Consider the following 13632-nt stretch of genomic DNA (forward strand, 5'->3'; position numbering starts at 1 on the left):
CGAAGCGCGAGGGGCCGGGCTTGTTCTAGCTATGTAGAGTACGAGATATGAAGAGAAGCCTGCGGATGACCATGCCGACGCAGGCTGTCCTGCGGGCCCTGCTCCACGATCCCGGGCGCGATCGCTACGGGCTCGAGGTGTGTGAGCTGGCCGAGCTGCCGAGCGGGACGGTCTACCCGATCCTGGCCAGACTGGAGCAGGTCGGCTGGGTGGAGAGCCGGTGGGAGGACCCGGAGACGCACGTGACGGAAGGACGTCCGCGCCGCCGCTACTACCGGATCACTGCGGACGGGGCGGAGCAGGCGCGTGACGCTGTCGCGCGGGCATACCGGTCGCGCAGGCAGCAGGCGCCCGGCTGGCTGAACCGTCCGGGCCCGGCCGGGGGGCGGCTGTGAACGGCTCGCTCCAGCCGCTGCTGAAGGTCGTCGGCGACACGCTCACCGGCGAACGGCTGCATATGGTCGAGCGGGCCTACCTGACGGCCGCCCACTGGCATCGCGGACAGCGGCGGCGCAGCGGCGAGCCCTACATCACCCACCCGGTCGCCGTCGCCGCGATCCTGGCCGAGCTGGGCATGGATCATGAGGTGCTCTGCGCGGCCCTGCTGCACGACGTGCTCGAGGACACCGACTGCCCGGAGCAGGAGCTGGTGCGTGGGTTCGGCGAGCCCGTCGTGCGTCTGGTACGCGACATGGCCGCGCTGCGGGATCCCCGGCAAGTGCCCGCGATCTGGGCGAGCGAGACGGGCGAGCGCGTGCTGATGCTCAAGCTGGCGGACCGGCTGCACAACCTGCGGACGCTGCGCTGGCTGCCCGAGGCGAAGCGCCGGCGGACAGCGCGCCAGACGCTCGAGACTTTCGCGCCGGTCGCAGGCAGGCTCGGTCTGGGGCGTCTCGAACAGGAGCTGGAACGGCTGTCCATCGCCAACCTCCCCGGCGGGGAAGGCGTCCAGGCGTCCTTCGGCGTCATCTCCGCGGGCGCCACCCTGCTTCCACGCGAAGCGCGTGCCCGCTGGCTGGAGGAGTGGCTCGGCGAACTGCACACACTCCCGGGCAGGTGGCCGCGGATACGGTTCGCCGTGCAACTGGTCAGCGGGATGCCGCGGCTGGCGATCACCCTGCGACGGTGGGACGCCCGGGACGGCCACCCCCGGCCAGGCATGGCCGCCGTGCGGGGAGCCGGTCTCCGTTGCCTGCGGTGGGTGCTGGCCTCGGACGTGCGGACCTGGAGTCTGCTCATGCCGCTGGTCGCCTGGCTGGTGCTCGACACGGCGGGGGAGCGGCTCGGTGATGCGGTGACCATCCTGATCACCGTGCCTCCGGTGCTCGCCGCAGGGGTGCGGGCGCTCCGGACCCGGCTCGGAGAGCGGGACGGGCGCGGGTAGTCTCGGGCTGTGCCGAGCATCCCGCGACCTCTCGATCCCAGCGACGACGGCAGCGCCGCGCCCGCCGTCGCCGCCGCGCTCGCCTCCTACCAGGCGGGCACGGCCGATGCCGCCGACGTGCTCAACGCCCTCGGCGGGGCCAGGCTGCTGGTGCCCGTGGTGGCGCTGCTGGCCGAGAGCGAGGTCGGCGCGCACGGGCTGCGGCAGGAGAAGGAGAGCGAGATGGCGCTGCCCAAGCTCGTCGGGGCGGACGGCAGGCAGGCCGTGCTCGCCTTCACCGGCGCGGACGCGCTGGCCAGATGGCGGCCCGACGCGCGGCCGATTCAGGCCACGGCGCTGCAGGTGTGCCAGGCGGCCGTGCAGGAGAAGGCGGCGGCGGTCGTGGTGGACGTGGCGGGGCCGGTGCAGTTCGTGATCGAGGGGGCGGTGCTGGAGGCGCTGGCGGCCGTCGAGTCGGGGACCGTCGATCGGCTCGACGGCGTGACCGTGGCCCGCGTGGAGCCCGCCCGGCGCCGCCGGTGGTTCTCCAAGAAGGTCCGCTGACTCTCTCCATACGGGCGCCGGTGGCGCGAGGGGCGCATTAAGGTCGGCTCGTGGTCGCACTCATGGCGCTCGCCGGGCTGATCTGCGGACGCCGCATCCGGGCGCTGGCCGGCTCCTACGACGACAGCCCGCTCTACTACGACGACCAGGGTCCGGCGCGCCTGTCCGGGTGGTTTCCCGGCGTGGAGGTGGTGACCGCCGCCGTGACCGCCCTCGTCGCCTGGCGGTTCGGGTTGCCGTACGTGACGGGAGCCGTCATCGGCACCGCCCTGGCGGTCATCGACTGGCGTACCAGCCTGCTGCCCGACGCGATCACGCTCCCGGCGTACCCCGTCATGGCCCTGTCACTGGCGCCGACGGGAGAGCTGCCCAGGGCGCTGGCCGGCGCGGCGGCCCTGACGGCGGTGTACGGGGTGCTCTGGTTCATCAGGCCGGAGGCGATGGGGCTGGGGGACGTCAAGCTGGCCGGGCTCATCGGCATGACCGCCGGGGCGCTGGGCTGGCAGGCGTGGATCGTGGCGGCCTTCTGCGGGCAGGTGCTGGGCGCCCTCTACGGCCTGGCGATCCTCCTGACCAGGCGCGGCACCAGGCACACCCAGTTCCCGTTCGGGCCGTTCATGCTGCTGGGCGCGTTCACCACACTCTGTCTCGGCTGGTGAACGCCGGACATCTCACTAGGCAGCACGTGGAAGACTTGTACGCATGTTGCGCTGGTTGACCGCCGGAGAGTCCCACGGCCCCGAACTCGTCGCCATCCTCGAAGGCCTGCCGGCCGGGGTGGAGGTGACCACGGCCGCCATCGACGAGGCCCTGCGCCGCCGGAGGCTCGGTTATGGCCGCGGCGCGCGGATGAAGTTCGAGCAGGACCAGGTCACGATCGTGGGCGGCGTCCGCCACGGCCGCACGATGGGCAGCCCCGTCGCCATCCGCATCGGCAACACCGAGTGGCCCAAATGGGAGAAGGTCATGGCGGCCGACCCGGTCGACCCGGCCGAGCTGGAGGGCCTCGCGCGCAACGCGCCCAGGTCCCGTCCGCGCCCGGGCCACGCCGACCTGGCGGGCATGCAGAAGTACGGGTTCGACGACGCCAGGCAGGTGCTCGACCGGGCCAGCGCCCGCGAGACGGCCGCCCGCGTCGCGCTCGGCGAGGTCGCCAGGCGCTTCCTCAAGCAGGCGCTGGGCGTCGACATCGTCAGCCACGTCACCGAGATCGGCGGCGCGAAGAGCCCGGCCGAGACCCTGCCGGGGCCCGGCGACCTGGCCAGGATCGACGAGGACCCGGTGCGGTGCTCCGACCCCGACGGCAGCGCCGCGATGATCGCCGTGATCGACAAGGCCCACAAGGACGGCGACACGCTCGGCGGCGTCGTCGAGGTTCTCGCGTACGGCCTGCCGCCCGGCCTCGGCAGCTACACGCACTGGGACCGCAGGCTCGACTCCCGCCTCGCCGGCGCGCTCATGGGCATCCAGGCGATCAAGGGCGTCGCGGTCGGCGACGGCTTCGAGACCGCGCGCAGGCCGGGCTCCCGAGCCCACGACGAGATCGAGTACACCACCGAAGACGGCGTACGACGCATCACCAACCGCGCGGGCGGCGTCGAGGGCGGCATGACGAACGGCGAGATCCTGCGCGTCAGCGCCGCCATGAAGCCGATCTCCACCGTCCCCAGGGCGCTGGCCACCATCGACGTCAAGACCGGCGAGGCGGCCAAGGCCCACCACGAGCGCTCCGACGTCTGCGCCGTCCCGGCCGCCGGCATCGTGGCCGAGGCCATGGTCGCGCTGGTGCTGGCCGACACGGCGCTCGAGAAGTTCGGCGGCGACTCCGTCGAGGAGGTCGCCCGCAACCTGTCCGGCTACCTGTCTTCGATGGTGATCAAATGACTCTCGCCGTGCTGATCGGTCCCCCTGGATCCGGTAAGACCACACTCGGGCTGCTGCTCGCCGAGCGGCTCGGCGTCGGGTTCCGCGACACCGACTCCGACGTGGAGGCCGTGGCGGGCAAGCCCGTCTCCGACATCTTCGTCGAGGACGGTGAGGCCCGCTTCCGCGAGCTGGAGCACGAGGCCGTGCGCCGGGCGCTGGCCGAGCACGACGGCATCCTCTCGCTCGGCGGCGGCGCCGTGCTCAACGAGGAGACGCAGGCCCTGCTCGACGGCCACCACGTGGTCTACCTGCAGGTGGGGCTGTCCGACGCGGTCCAGCGGGTCGGCCTCGCCTCCGCCAGGCCGCTGCTCGTGCTCAACCCGCGCAGCCAGCTGAAGAAGCTCATGGAGGAGCGGCGGCCGGTCTACGAGCGGCTCGCGTCGGTCACCGTGGTGACCGACAAGCGTGAGCCCGAGGAGCTCGCCGACGAGATCGTCAAGGGGCTGCCCTCATGAGCGAGCGACCAATCAAACACAGCCGCCTTGTCGCGGTCATGCGACCGACGAAGGAGGGCGCATGAGCGCCACGCGGATCACCGTACGCGGCGACAGCCCGTACGACGTGGTGATCGGCACCGGCGTGCAGGCCGAGCTGACCACGCTGCTCAAGCCCGGCGTGCGCACCGTCGCCGTCATCCGTCCTGAGACCCTGCCGGAGATCTCCGGCCCGGTCGGCGCGGCGCTGCGCGAGGCCGGCCACGAGGTGGTCGAGCTGCCCGTGCCCGACGGCGAGCAGGCCAAGACCGTCGAGGTGGCCGCCGGGCTCTGGTCGGCGCTCGGCCGCCACGGCGTGACCCGCTCCGACGCCGTGGTGGGCGTGGGCGGCGGCGCGACGACCGACCTGGCCGGGTTCGTGGCGGGCACGTGGCTGCGCGGCGTGCAGGTCGTGCTCGTGCCGACGACGCTGCTGGCCATGGTCGACGCGGCGGTCGGCGGCAAGAACGGCATCGACACCCCCGAGGGCAAGAACCTCGTGGGGACGTTCCTGCCGCCCGCCGGAGTGCTGTGCGAGCTGTCCACGCTGGCGAGCATGCCGAAGCGGGACTACGTGGCCGGCCTGGCCGAGATCATCAAGGGCGGCTTCATCGCCGACCCGGAGATCCTCCGGCTGATCGAATCCGACCCGGAGGCCGCCACCCGGCCCGACGGCCCGCACACCCGCGAGCTGATCGAGCGCAAGATCCAGGTCAAGGCCGACGTCGTGGGCGCCGACCTGCGCGAGGCGGGCCTGCGCGAGATCCTCAACTACGGCCACACCCTCGCCCACGCCATCGAACGCGAGGAGCACTACGCCATCCGCCACGGCGAGGCCGTCGCCATCGGCATGGTCTACGCCGCCGAGCTCTCCAGGCTCTCCGGCCGCGCCGACCTCGTCGAGCGCACCCGGTCCATCCTCACCAGCGTCGGCCTGCCCATCGCCTACCGCGCCGACGCCTGGCGGTCGCTGCGCGACCACATGCGGCTGGACAAGAAGAACCGCGGCGCCAAGCAGCGGTTCGTCGTGCTCGACGGGCTGGCCAGGCCGGGCCGGCTCGAAGGCCCCGCAGAAGAGCTGCTCGAAGCCGCCTACAAGGAGATCTCCGGATGATCCTGGTGCTCAACGGCCCCAACCTGCGCCGGCTCGGCACCCGCGAGCCCGACGTGTACGGGGCGGAGACGTTCGACGACCTGGCCGCCCTCTGCCGCGACACGGGCAGGAAGCTCGGCGAGCACGTCGAGGTGCGCCAGACCGACGACGAGGCCGAGCTGATCGGCTGGATCCACGAGGCCGCCGACGGCCGCATCCCGGTGGTGCTCAACCCGGCCGCGTTCACCCACTACTCCTACGCCCTGCGCGACGCCATCAAGCAGCGCACGGCCCCGCTCGTCGAGGTGCACATCAGCAACCCCGCCGCGAGGGAAGAGTTTCGCCATAACTCGGTCGTCGCCGGGGTGGCGACGGGCACGATCGCGGGGTTCGGACTACAGTCATACGTTCTTGCGCTGCAGGCTATTGCGGAGATGAACACCACCTCATGAGGCACTACAAGTCCTTCGTCGCCGTCGGCGACAGCTTCACGGAAGGACTGAACGATCCCGGCCAGAACGGTCACTACCGTGGCTGGGCGGACCGGGTGGCCGAACGGCTCGCCGCCGACGAGCCCGGCTTCCGCTACGCCAACCTGGCCGTGCGCGGCAAGGTGCTCGACCAGATCGTCACCGAGCAGGTGCCGCTGGCCGTCGAGATGGCGCCCGATCTGGTCAGCTTCTGCGCCGGGGGCAACGACCTGCTCAGGCCGGGCAGCGACCCCGACGAGATGGCCAAGAAGCTCGCCCGCGCCGTCCGCGACCTGCGGGCCGGGGGCGCCGACGTGGTGCTGTTCACGGGGGTGGACCCGCGCGACACGCCGCTGATGCGACGGCTGCGCGGCCGCTTCGCCATCTTCTACCTGCACATCCGCTCCATCGCCGACCTGTACGGGTGCCGGGTGGTGGACCTGTGGTCGATGCAGGGGCTGCGCGACTGGCGGGCGTGGAGCGCGGACCGGCTGCACATGAACGCGGACGGGCACCGGCTGGTGGCGGCGCGGGTGCTGGATGTGCTGGGGGTGCCGTTCGAGGACTGGCGCATGGACTGGCCGCCGCAGGCCGTGGATCCCCGGGCTCGGCGGCGCGAGGATGCCCAGTGGATCCGCGAGCACCTGGTGCCGTGGATGTCCCGCCGACTCCGCGGCGTCTCCTCGGGCGATGGTCTTTCTCCTAAGCGCCCCGATTTGAGTCCGTTCTGATTCGCTGCGGCTTCGTGCGGGGTTGATGGCCTTTCATCTTGTACGGCTGCGCACGGGCAGGCCACCCGCCGTACTTCGGCTGATGGAGCGGCGAGCCTGGGGCGGAGAGCGGCAGCCTGCGTGACCAGCGGAGCCCCGTGCGAGCGCGACCATGAGCAGAGCCTTCCAGGAAACGGCCTCTGACCCTTCACCGGCTGAGCGCCGTTACGGAGCGCCTTCTTGGCCGGCTGGGTGGTGCGTCCCCATGCCCGCCGCACACGTTGCGCCGAGCTCCACCGCACACCTCCTCACCGCACCGGCGCCCGACTGCGCGCCGCATCACGCCCGCCCTCGAGGCGCGTCCGCGTGGCAACGCGCCCCCGAAGCGCGGTCATCCCGCGCCCCCGTTGCCGGGCGTACGTGAGGTCAGTCTGCCGACTCTGCTGCCAGGCGCTTCAAGGCGGCCCTGGGGATGGCCGGGTCCGTGGTGCGCCAGAACGGGGGGAGGGAGCCCAGGAGGAAGCCGCTGTAGCGGGCCGTGGCGAGCCGGGGGTCGAGGACCGCGATGACGCCCTTGTCGTTCTGGGCCCGCAGCAGCCGCCCCGCCCCCTGGGCCAGGAGGAGGGCGGCGTGGTTGGCGGCGACCGCCATGAAGCCGTTGCCGCCCCTGGCCGCCACGTGGCGCTGACGGGCCGACGTCAGCGGATCGTCGGGGCGGGGGAACGGCACCCGGTCGATGATGACCAGGCGCAGCGAGGGCCCGGGTACGTCCACGCCCTGCCACAGCGACAGCGTGCCGAACAGGCATGTCGGCTCGTCCTCGGCGAACTGCTTGACCAGCAGCATCGTCGAGTCGTCCCCCTGACAGAGCAGCGGCACGTCCAGCCGCTCGCGCAGCGCCTCCGTGGCCGCCTTGGCCGCGCGCATCGACGAGAAGAGGCCGAGCGTGCGCCCCCCGGCCGCCTCGATCAACTCGACGATCTCGTCCAGGTACTGCTCGGGCAGCCCGTCACGCCCCGGCTGGGGCAGGTGCTTGGCGACGTACAGGATGCCCGCGCGCGGGTGGTCGAACGGCGAGCCCACGTCGATGCCCTGCCAGCCCTTGCCCTCGCCCAGCCCCCACTGCGCGGCGAGGCCGTCGAACGTGCCGCCCAGTGCCAGCGTGGCGGAGGTGAGGATCACCGTGCGCTCGCCGAACAGCTTGTCGCGCAGCATCCCGCTGACCGTCAGGGGCGCGACCCGGAGCATGGGCGGACGACGGTCGGTGCCGGCGTCGAGCCAGACCACCTCGGCCCGGTCGGCCTCCGAGTCGTGGCCGTACGCCTCGAGCATGCGCACGGCCGTGTCGTGCACGTCGTCCAGGGTCGAGAACGCGGCCTTGCGCTGCCCCGCCTTGTCGGGGTCGTCCTTGTCGGCGCCGCGCGGCCCCAGGGCCGTGATGCACCGCCAGGCGGTGTCGCGTATGAGGGCCAGCGTGAGCCCGAGCACCTGCGGCAGCTCGTCGATGCGCCCGGGCGGCGCGGCCGTCAGCAGTGCCTTGAGGTCCTCGCCCGCCTCCTGGAGCTGGTCGGCGATCGCCTGCTCGATCAGCCGCCCCACCCGGCGCACCGCCAGTGACACGGTGAGCTCCGACAGCTCGCCGGTCACCACCGACGTCACCCGGTCGACCAGCTCGTGGGCCTCGTCCACGACCACGACCTCGTGCTCGGGCAGCACCGGCAGGTCGCCCATGGCGTCGATGGCCAGCAGCGCGTGGTTGGTCACCACGACGTCCACCTCGCCCGCACGGGCGCGGGCCAGCTCGGCGAAGCATTCGGCGCCGCTCGGGCAGCGCTGGGCCCCCAGGCACTCCTGCGCGCTCACCGAGAACTGCCGCCACGCCTGCTCGCTCACCCCCGGCACCAGCTCGTCGCGGTCGCCGGTCTCGGTCTCGTCGGCCCACTCCTGGATGCGCTGGACCATGCGGCCGGTCGCGCTCACCTCGCGCGGGTCGAAGAGCTGGTCCTGCTCGTCCTCCTCGGGCCAGCCCGCCGTGGCCTTGTAGCGGCACAGGTAGTTGCGCCGGCCCTTGAGGATGGCGAACGTCGGCTCGTGCGGCAGCTCCTTGCCCAGCGTCTCGGCCAGCCGGGGCAGGTCGCGGTCGACGAGCTGGCGCTGCAGCGCGATCGTGGCCGTGGAGATCACGACGGGGGAGTCGCTCTCCATCGCGTGGCGGATCGACGGCACGAGGTACGCCAGCGACTTGCCGGTGCCGGTGCCGGCCTGGACCGCCAGGTGCTTCTCGTCGTCGATGGCCTGCTGCACGGCGTGGACCATGGTGAGCTGGCCCTGCCGTTCGCTCCCTCCGAGAGCGTTTACCGCGACCTTGAGCAGTTCGTCCACTGACGGGAGATGGGAGTCCGGCACGGCAGTAAACGCTACCCGCATTCCGGGGTCGCCGTGCCGAACGCGCTGTGATCGGCCAGACGCATCCCGGCGTTCCCGGGACGCTCCCGGCTGGTCCCATGGCACACTGGGCGACCGGGACTCCGGCTGGGTGAAGAAAGTTCTTCACGGACTGTGACCAGTGGGGTTCCCGGTGTAGGTGGGAAGTCCGGTTTCCAGAGGGTTTTCCGGGGTTGAGTGGACGGATAAAGGCTGGTTAAAGCAGTATGTCTGCCATGTCGGAAGTTGTCCCGTTGCCGTCGTTCGGCGAAGTGTTCTTCGATGCACGAGGTCAGGAGCGGTGTCTCCGTGTCACGTGGCATGAGGGCACGCTGGTTCTCAGCCTCTGGCGCGGCGAGATGTGCACAGCGAGCTTCCGTATGCCGATGGAGGACGTCGGCCGCCTGCTCGACACGCTCGACGAGGGGTTCGCGGAGGCCACGGGCGAGCAGCCCGCCGTGCCCGCGCACGACCCGGGCACCGAGGTCATCCCGGGCACCGGCCAGTACCATCGGCCGCCCCAGCAGGTCTCGGCACCGCCGCAGCAGCACCAGCCTCAACACCAGCCCGACGACCGGCCCACGGCCGCCCTTTCGCCCAACGACGTCCTCGTGGCCAGAGGCGCCCCCTCCGCCCACCAGGACAAGCTGGTGGCCTCGTACAGCGAGACCACGGCGCCCCGGGACAGCATGCCCCCGGCGTACGGCGAACCGCCCCGGGAGCCGGCTCCGGCCTACGGCGACCCCTCCAGGGAGAATCCGGCCTACGGCGAGCGCAACCCCTTCACCGGGCCCCAGTACGTGGACAGCACCGGCCCCCAGCAGCGATACACCGGCGACCCCTTCAGCGGTCCGCAGTACACCGGCGATCCCTTCAGCGGACCGCAGTACACCGCGGACCCGCCCCAGTACGCCGCCCAGCCCGAGCAGCCCTTCGCCGGCCCGCAGTACTCCGACACCGGCCCCGTCTACCAGATGCCCGGCGAGCAGCGCAGCCAGTCGCCGCTGAGCACCGATCCGCTCGGCTTCCCCTCCCAGGCGCCCGCTCCCCACCAGCCGTCCCAGCACCGCGCCGACCCGTTCCAGAACGACCCGTACCCCTCCGACCCCTACGCCCGGCGGCCTGAGGCTTACCAGCAGCCACAGCAGCCACAGCAGCCACAGCAGCCACAGCAGCTACAGCCGCAGCAGGTCCAGGGCGCCGCGGGCCTGGGCACCCCCATGCACGGCATCCCCGGCGCGGGCAGGCGCCGCTCCGCGCCCCAGCCCGTCCGCGACGACTACGCCTCCTACCAGCAGAGCCAGCCGAACCCCGTGGACCCGCTGCTCGCCATGGGGCGGCCGGAGCCGTCGCAGGGCGACCCGCTGTCCCGCCCCTACGTCGGGGACCCCATGTTCTCCACGGGCGAGCGCCTGCGTCCCGAGCAGCAGCCGGACTACCACGAGCGGAGCGACCGCAGGGAGTGGTGACACACTCCTGAGCACCGGCAGGTACGCTCCTGGCGAGGCGATCGGGCCGAGGCAGAAGGAGCGCCGGTGAATCCGAGCATGGGCCTGCAACTGCTGCTGCTGGCCGGTGGCGCCATCGGCGTCGCGGCCGTGGCGCGGCGCAAGGGCTGGCCGGCCCCGTTGCTGCTGGTGGCGGCGGGGCTGCTGGTCTCGCCGCTGGTGCCGTCGGTGCCGCTGCAGCCGGAGCTGGTGCTGTACGTGTTCCTGCCCCCGCTGCTCTACTCCGCCGCGCTCGACAGCTCCTACCTGAGCCTGCGCGAGGTCAAGCGGGCCGTGGCGCTGCTGTCGATCGGGCTCGTGCTGTTCACCACGGCCGTCGTCGGGATGGTCGTCCACCTGATGCTGCCCGCCCTGCCGCTGGCGCTGGCGTTCGCGCTGGGCGCCATCATCGCGCCGCCCGACGCCGTGGCCGCCGTCGCGGTCGGCCGGCGGCTGGGCCTGCCGCGCAGGACGCTGACGATCCTGGTGGGGGAGAGCCTGTTCAACGACGCCACGGCGCTGACGGCGTACCGGGTGGCCATCGGGGCCGCCGTAGGCGGGACCGTGGACCTGTGGCACAGCGTCGGCCAGTTCCTCTACTCCGCGGCGGTCGGCGTGGCGATCGGGCTGGCGCTGGCGTTCGTGCTGGCCTGGCTGTTCCGGCACACGCGTGACTCGCTGGTCGAGAACACGCTGATGCTGCTCATCCCGTTCGCCGCCTACCTCGCGGCGGAGTCGGTGCACGCCTCCGGCGTGATCGCCGTGGTGATCGTGGGCCTCTACCTGGGCAACCGCATGCACCTGCAGGGGTTCGGGACGCGGCTGGTGTCGGACGCGGTGTGGAAGGTCACCGACTTCTTCCTCGAGACGATCGTCTTCGCCCTGATCGGGCTGCAGCTCTCGACCGTGGTCCAGGGCATCTCCGGCTACAGCCCGTGGGCGGTCGCGGGGTACGCGGCCGTCGTGCTGGCGGTGACGCTCGTCAGCAGGTTCGTCTGGGTGTTCGCGGTGACGTACCTGATCAAGTTGGTGCGCAAGGGCCATGCGCAGCCGACCGTGCAGCAGACGGTGATCCTCGGCTGGGCCGGCATGCGGGGCGTGGTGTCGCTGGCGGCGGCGTTCGCCATCGATCCGCGGGTCGCCGAGCGGGACCGCGCGATGCTGCTCTTCCTGACGTTCACGACCGTGATCGGCACCCTGCTCATCCAGGGCACCACGTTCCCCGCGCTGATCAGACGGCTGGGCGTGTCGAGCGAGCGGGAGCAGTACGAGGACCGCCTGGCCGAGGCGGCGGCCCAGCAGGCCGCGCTGGAGGCGGGCCTGGCGGAGCTGGACCGGCTGGTGCGTGAGGCGGGCGAGCCCGACGAGATCCAGAAGCAGGTCATCGACCAGCTCAGGGAGAAGTCGTGGCGCCGCTCGCTGACCGCCTGGGAGCGCCTGGGCGGCGGTAGCGGGCAGGGTGGCGCGGAGACCCCCAGCGCGCTCTACCGCCGCCTGCGCCGTGACATGCTCCAGGCCGAGCGGCAGGTGTTCGTGCGTCTGCGCGACGAGCGCCGCCTCGACGACGAAGTGCTCCGTGACGTGATGAGCGAGCTCGACTTCGAAGAGGCGATCCTGGAGCGCTAGCCCATCTGGCTGTCGACGAAGCACCACCGCCAGTCCTCGCCGCGTTCGTACGACTGGACCACCGGGTGGCTCGTGTCGTGGAAGTGCTTGGTGGCGTGCTTGCCCGGCGAGGAGTCGCAGCAGCCGATGTGGCCGCACTCCAGGCAGCGCCGCAGGTGCACCCAGCGGCCTCCGACCGCCAGGCACTCCTCGCAGCCCTCTGGCGTCTTCGGCGCCGGGTCGCCCGTCTCGGAAAGATGTTCGCAAGTTGCCATACCAGAAATCCTAGGACCAGTGCCGCAGCGTCCTGACAGCCGCCTGAGCGCCCATCACCGTCCGGCCCGCCCTGCTCGGCCCGGACGCCGCCGTCATCGGCGCCGCCCTGACCTCCATCGACCAGATCCGCCGGCATCCGACCGCCTGGCTCGCCCGCCAACCGGCCCATTCGGCGGTGCCCTGAGCCGAGTGCGTTGCCGGTGCACCGGAATTTGCATACATTGCCACTTGCGAGAGCGCCTTCTCCCTCCCCGGTGCAGGAGGTAGCCGTGAGGCCACCATTGCTCGTGCGATTCCCTACGCTCCGCGCACCGGCCACGTCCCGGTCGGTGATCCCCGCGCGGAAGCAGGACGCCTATCCCGGGCTGGCCGCCGACTTCGAGGTGCTCGACCGCGAAGTGACCCCCGTGTTCGCCAGGTACGACGGCGCGGCGCTGCGCGACCAGAACCGCTACCGCCGCCAGCAGGTCCTGATCCTGCTCGGGTCGGCTCTCATCGCCGGACTCGGCGGCGTGCAGGCCGTGCTTCCCGACCACCGGTGGCCGGCCGTCCTGCTCACCGTCATCGGGGTCGCGCTGGCCGCCAGCACCAAGTACGCCAGGGAGAGCGAAACGCTGGACGGCTACCTCGCCGCGCGGGCGAAGGCCGAACGGCTGCGCGCCCTTTACTTCCGCTACCTGTGCAGAACCGGCCCGTACGCGGGCGAGGACAGGCAGCTCGCACTCCGCCGCGCCGTGCTCGCGATCGAGGCCGACAAGGAGCCGGAATGACGGAACGGGACGCGCAATTCCGGGCGTTATATCGGGAATTGCGGATCGACGAGCAGCGCCGGTTCTACGAAAAGCGGAGCGACGAGTACGAGCTGGCCCACCGGCAGGCGATCGGGGTGCGCAACGTGCTGCTCATCCTGTCGGCGCTGGCCGGCGTGGCGGGCCAGTTCGCGACCGGCACGGGCAGGGCGACGTGCGGCGTCGCGGCCGCCGTTCTCGCGGCGCTGGCGGGCGGGGTGACGGCGTTCGAGGCCCTCATCGGCTTCGCGCAACTGCGCAAGCTGTACGGCGACGCGGCACTGAACCTGCGGACCGCCGCCCTCGACTGGGATGCCGCGGAGGCCGAGGCCGACGTGGCGGCACAGGTTGAACGGATCGAGCAGATCTTCCGTACGGAGAACGGCCAGTGGGGCCAGCTCATGGTCCAGCATGAGGTGACGCCCCCGCCGGGCGCGGAGGAGCAGCCCTGAG

15 protein-coding genes are annotated in these 13632 nt (G+C 71.9%); 13 read left to right on the forward strand and 2 right to left on the reverse strand.

The genetic code is table 11. The features are described from left to right. The first annotated feature begins 47 nt into the window (after window positions 1–47). The 9 genes from ABD830_RS49795 to ABD830_RS49835 all read left to right on the forward strand — a co-directional run bounded on the left by ABD830_RS49795 (window position 48) and on the right by ABD830_RS49835 (window position 6620). Entirely contained in the window at window positions 48–395 is a 348-nt protein-coding gene (locus ABD830_RS49795; protein WP_345002614.1) for a PadR family transcriptional regulator, read from the forward strand. Next, window positions 392–1384, forward strand: coding sequence for an HD domain-containing protein (locus ABD830_RS49800; protein WP_345002615.1), 993 nt, complete (start codon window positions 392–394; stop codon window positions 1382–1384). The genes ABD830_RS49795 and ABD830_RS49800 overlap by 4 nt, the downstream gene beginning before the upstream one ends. Window positions 1385–1393: 9 nt before the next feature. After that, window positions 1394–1927: an SseB family protein gene (locus ABD830_RS49805; protein WP_345002616.1), complete on the forward strand. Its 534-nt coding sequence runs from the start codon at window positions 1394–1396 to the stop codon at window positions 1925–1927. A gap of 50 nt (window positions 1928–1977) precedes the next feature. Beyond that, entirely contained in the window at window positions 1978–2586 is a 609-nt protein-coding gene (locus ABD830_RS49810) for a prepilin peptidase (protein WP_345002617.1), read from the forward strand. A gap of 43 nt (window positions 2587–2629) precedes the next feature. Then, window positions 2630–3811: a chorismate synthase gene (gene aroC / locus ABD830_RS49815; protein WP_345002618.1), complete on the forward strand. Its 1182-nt coding sequence runs from the start codon at window positions 2630–2632 to the stop codon at window positions 3809–3811. Next, complete coding sequence (locus tag ABD830_RS49820) at window positions 3808–4308, forward strand: shikimate kinase (RefSeq protein WP_345002619.1); 501 nt, start codon at window positions 3808–3810, stop codon at window positions 4306–4308. Before aroC ends, ABD830_RS49820 begins: the two co-directional genes overlap by 4 nt. Window positions 4309–4369: 61 nt before the next feature. Beyond that, on the forward strand, window positions 4370–5440 hold the full coding sequence (gene aroB, locus ABD830_RS49825; protein ID WP_345002620.1) for a 3-dehydroquinate synthase: 1071 nt from the start codon (window positions 4370–4372) through the stop codon (window positions 5438–5440). Continuing rightward, on the forward strand, window positions 5437–5871 hold the full coding sequence (gene aroQ, locus ABD830_RS49830) for a type II 3-dehydroquinate dehydratase (RefSeq protein WP_345002621.1): 435 nt from the start codon (window positions 5437–5439) through the stop codon (window positions 5869–5871). Before aroB ends, aroQ begins: the two co-directional genes overlap by 4 nt. Next, window positions 5868–6620 (forward strand): SGNH/GDSL hydrolase family protein, encoded by a 753-nt coding sequence (locus tag ABD830_RS49835; protein ID WP_345002622.1) that lies wholly within the window; start codon window positions 5868–5870, stop codon window positions 6618–6620. The genes aroQ and ABD830_RS49835 overlap by 4 nt, the downstream gene beginning before the upstream one ends. A gap of 405 nt (window positions 6621–7025) precedes the next feature. Here ABD830_RS49835 and ABD830_RS49840 read toward each other — a convergent pair whose 3' ends face one another. Further along, entirely contained in the window at window positions 7026–9026 is a 2001-nt protein-coding gene (locus tag ABD830_RS49840) for an ATP-dependent DNA helicase (protein WP_345002623.1), read from the reverse strand. A gap of 233 nt (window positions 9027–9259) precedes the next feature. On the opposite strand from ABD830_RS49840, the gene ABD830_RS49845 reads away from it, so the two are divergent. Continuing rightward, window positions 9260–10492 (forward strand): hypothetical protein, encoded by a 1233-nt coding sequence (locus ABD830_RS49845; RefSeq protein WP_345002624.1) that lies wholly within the window; start codon window positions 9260–9262, stop codon window positions 10490–10492. Window positions 10493–10558: 66 nt separating this feature from the next. Continuing rightward, complete coding sequence (locus ABD830_RS49850) at window positions 10559–12136, forward strand: Na+/H+ antiporter (protein WP_345002625.1); 1578 nt, start codon at window positions 10559–10561, stop codon at window positions 12134–12136. Here ABD830_RS49850 and ABD830_RS49855 read toward each other — a convergent pair. Continuing rightward, window positions 12133–12390 (reverse strand): UBP-type zinc finger domain-containing protein, encoded by a 258-nt coding sequence (locus tag ABD830_RS49855; RefSeq protein WP_345002626.1) that lies wholly within the window; start codon window positions 12388–12390, stop codon window positions 12133–12135. The genes ABD830_RS49850 and ABD830_RS49855 overlap by 4 nt on opposite strands. A gap of 288 nt (window positions 12391–12678) precedes the next feature. Between ABD830_RS49855 and ABD830_RS49860 the strand changes: the two genes are divergently transcribed. Next, entirely contained in the window at window positions 12679–13161 is a 483-nt protein-coding gene (locus ABD830_RS49860; RefSeq protein WP_345002627.1) for a DUF4231 domain-containing protein, read from the forward strand. Further along, window positions 13158–13631 carry an SLATT domain-containing protein gene (locus tag ABD830_RS49865; RefSeq protein WP_345002628.1) on the forward strand — a complete coding sequence of 158 codons (474 nt, stop codon included), beginning with the start codon at window positions 13158–13160 and terminating at the stop codon, window positions 13629–13631. Before ABD830_RS49860 ends, ABD830_RS49865 begins: the two co-directional genes overlap by 4 nt. Window position 13632 lies beyond the last annotated feature (1 nt).

This window comes from Nonomuraea helvata (genome assembly GCF_039535785.1).
GTDB classification, from domain to species: Bacteria; Actinomycetota; Actinomycetes; order Streptosporangiales; family Streptosporangiaceae; genus Nonomuraea; species Nonomuraea helvata.